The 1,462-nt window shown below is 69.4% G+C and carries 1 protein-coding gene; it reads right to left on the bottom strand.

Annotated elements, in window-relative coordinates; all coding sequences use genetic code 11:
- Positions 1–1,272, bottom strand: a 1,272-nt coding sequence (locus tag V7067_RS14310) for a dihydroorotase (protein ID WP_334176579.1), incomplete at its 3' end; no start/stop codon positions are given.
- Positions 1,273–1,462 lie beyond the last annotated feature (190 nt).

Raw genomic sequence — 1,462 nt, 5'->3', positions numbered from 1 at the left:
GCCTTCCCACATGGCGCGGCGGCCGCGGATGATGGTGCCGACCGGCCAGCCGGTGACGATCTGGCCGTGATAGGGCGTCCACGCCGCCTTGGAGGCAATCCAGTCGTTGTTGATGATGTGCTGCCGCTTCAGGTCGACCACGGTGAAGTCGGCGTCGTAGCCGAGCGCGATGCGCCCCTTGGTGGTGATGCCGAACAGCCGCGCCGGGCCGGCGCTGGTGAGGTCGATGAAGCGCGCCAGCGTCAGCCGGCCGCGAGCGAGGTGGTCCAGCATGATCGGCACCAGCGTCTGCACGCCGGTCATGCCCGAGGGCGAATCCGGATAGGCCTTCGCCTTCTCCTCCAGCGTGTGGGGGGCGTGGTCGGAGCCCAGCACGTCCACGAGGCCGCCGTCGAGGGCGCGCCACAGGGCGGCCCGCACCGACGAATCGCGCACCGGCGGGTTCATCTGCATCCGCGTGCCGAGGCGGCGGCCGTGTTCGTCGGTGGCGAGCGTCAGGTGATGGGGCGTGACCTCGATGGAGGCGACGTCCTTATGGTCGATGAGGAACGCCATCTCCTCGGCGGTGGAGACGTGCAGCACGTGCACGCGCGCACCGGTGGCCCGGGCGATGGTCACGAGACGGCGGGTTGCCAGCAGCGCGGCTTCCGCATCGCGCCAGACCGGGTGCGACAGCGGGTTGCCGGGCTCGCGCAGCGGCTTGCGGGCTTCCAGCCGGCTTTCGTCCTCGGCATGGACGGCGACGCGGCGGCGGGTCTTTGACAGCACCCTGGTCAGCGTCTCGTCATCGGCCACCAGCAGGTCGCCGGTCGAAGAGCCCATGAAGATCTTGATGCCGGCGGTTCCGGGAAGGCGCTCAAGTTCGGGAATCTGCTCGATATTCTGGGCGGTTGCGCCGACCCAGAAGGCAAAGTCGCAGTACATCCGTCCGCTGGCACGGCGGATCTTGTCGGCGACCGCTTCCGCCGTGGTGGTGAGCGGCTTGGTGTTGGGCATTTCGAACACCGCCGTCACGCCGCCCATCACGGCAGCGCGGGAACCGGAGGCGAGATCCTCCTTGTGCTCCAGTCCGGGTTCGCGGAAGTGCACCTGACTGTCGATCACACCCGGCAGCACCGTCAGACCGCGCACATCCAGAATTTCGCCGGCCGGGCCGTTGATCGGGCCGATGGCGACGATGCGGCCGCTGCGAACGCCGATATCTGCCTCGGCAAGGCCCGCCGGCGTGGCGACAGAGCCGCCCTTGAGGACAAGGTCGTAGCGCGGGGCCAGTTCGGGGGCCATTCTTCTCTCCACGGATAGCGAGAGCGGCACAGGGGGCCGCTGGCGGGGTGTGGCCGGCCACAGGGGGGGCTGCGGCCGGTGGCGGTTCTTATAGCATGCTTCACGACAACATCACCGGCCCCCCGCACGCCGGCAGCCGTGTGCGCGGGTGCGACGCAGTCTCACAGCCTGTCGGGCC

The sequence above is a fragment of the Pseudoxanthobacter sp. genome (genome assembly GCF_036822375.1).
Classification (GTDB): Bacteria; Pseudomonadota; Alphaproteobacteria; order Rhizobiales; family Segnochrobactraceae; genus Pseudoxanthobacter.
This window is presented reverse-complemented; position numbering and strand designations above follow the sequence as displayed.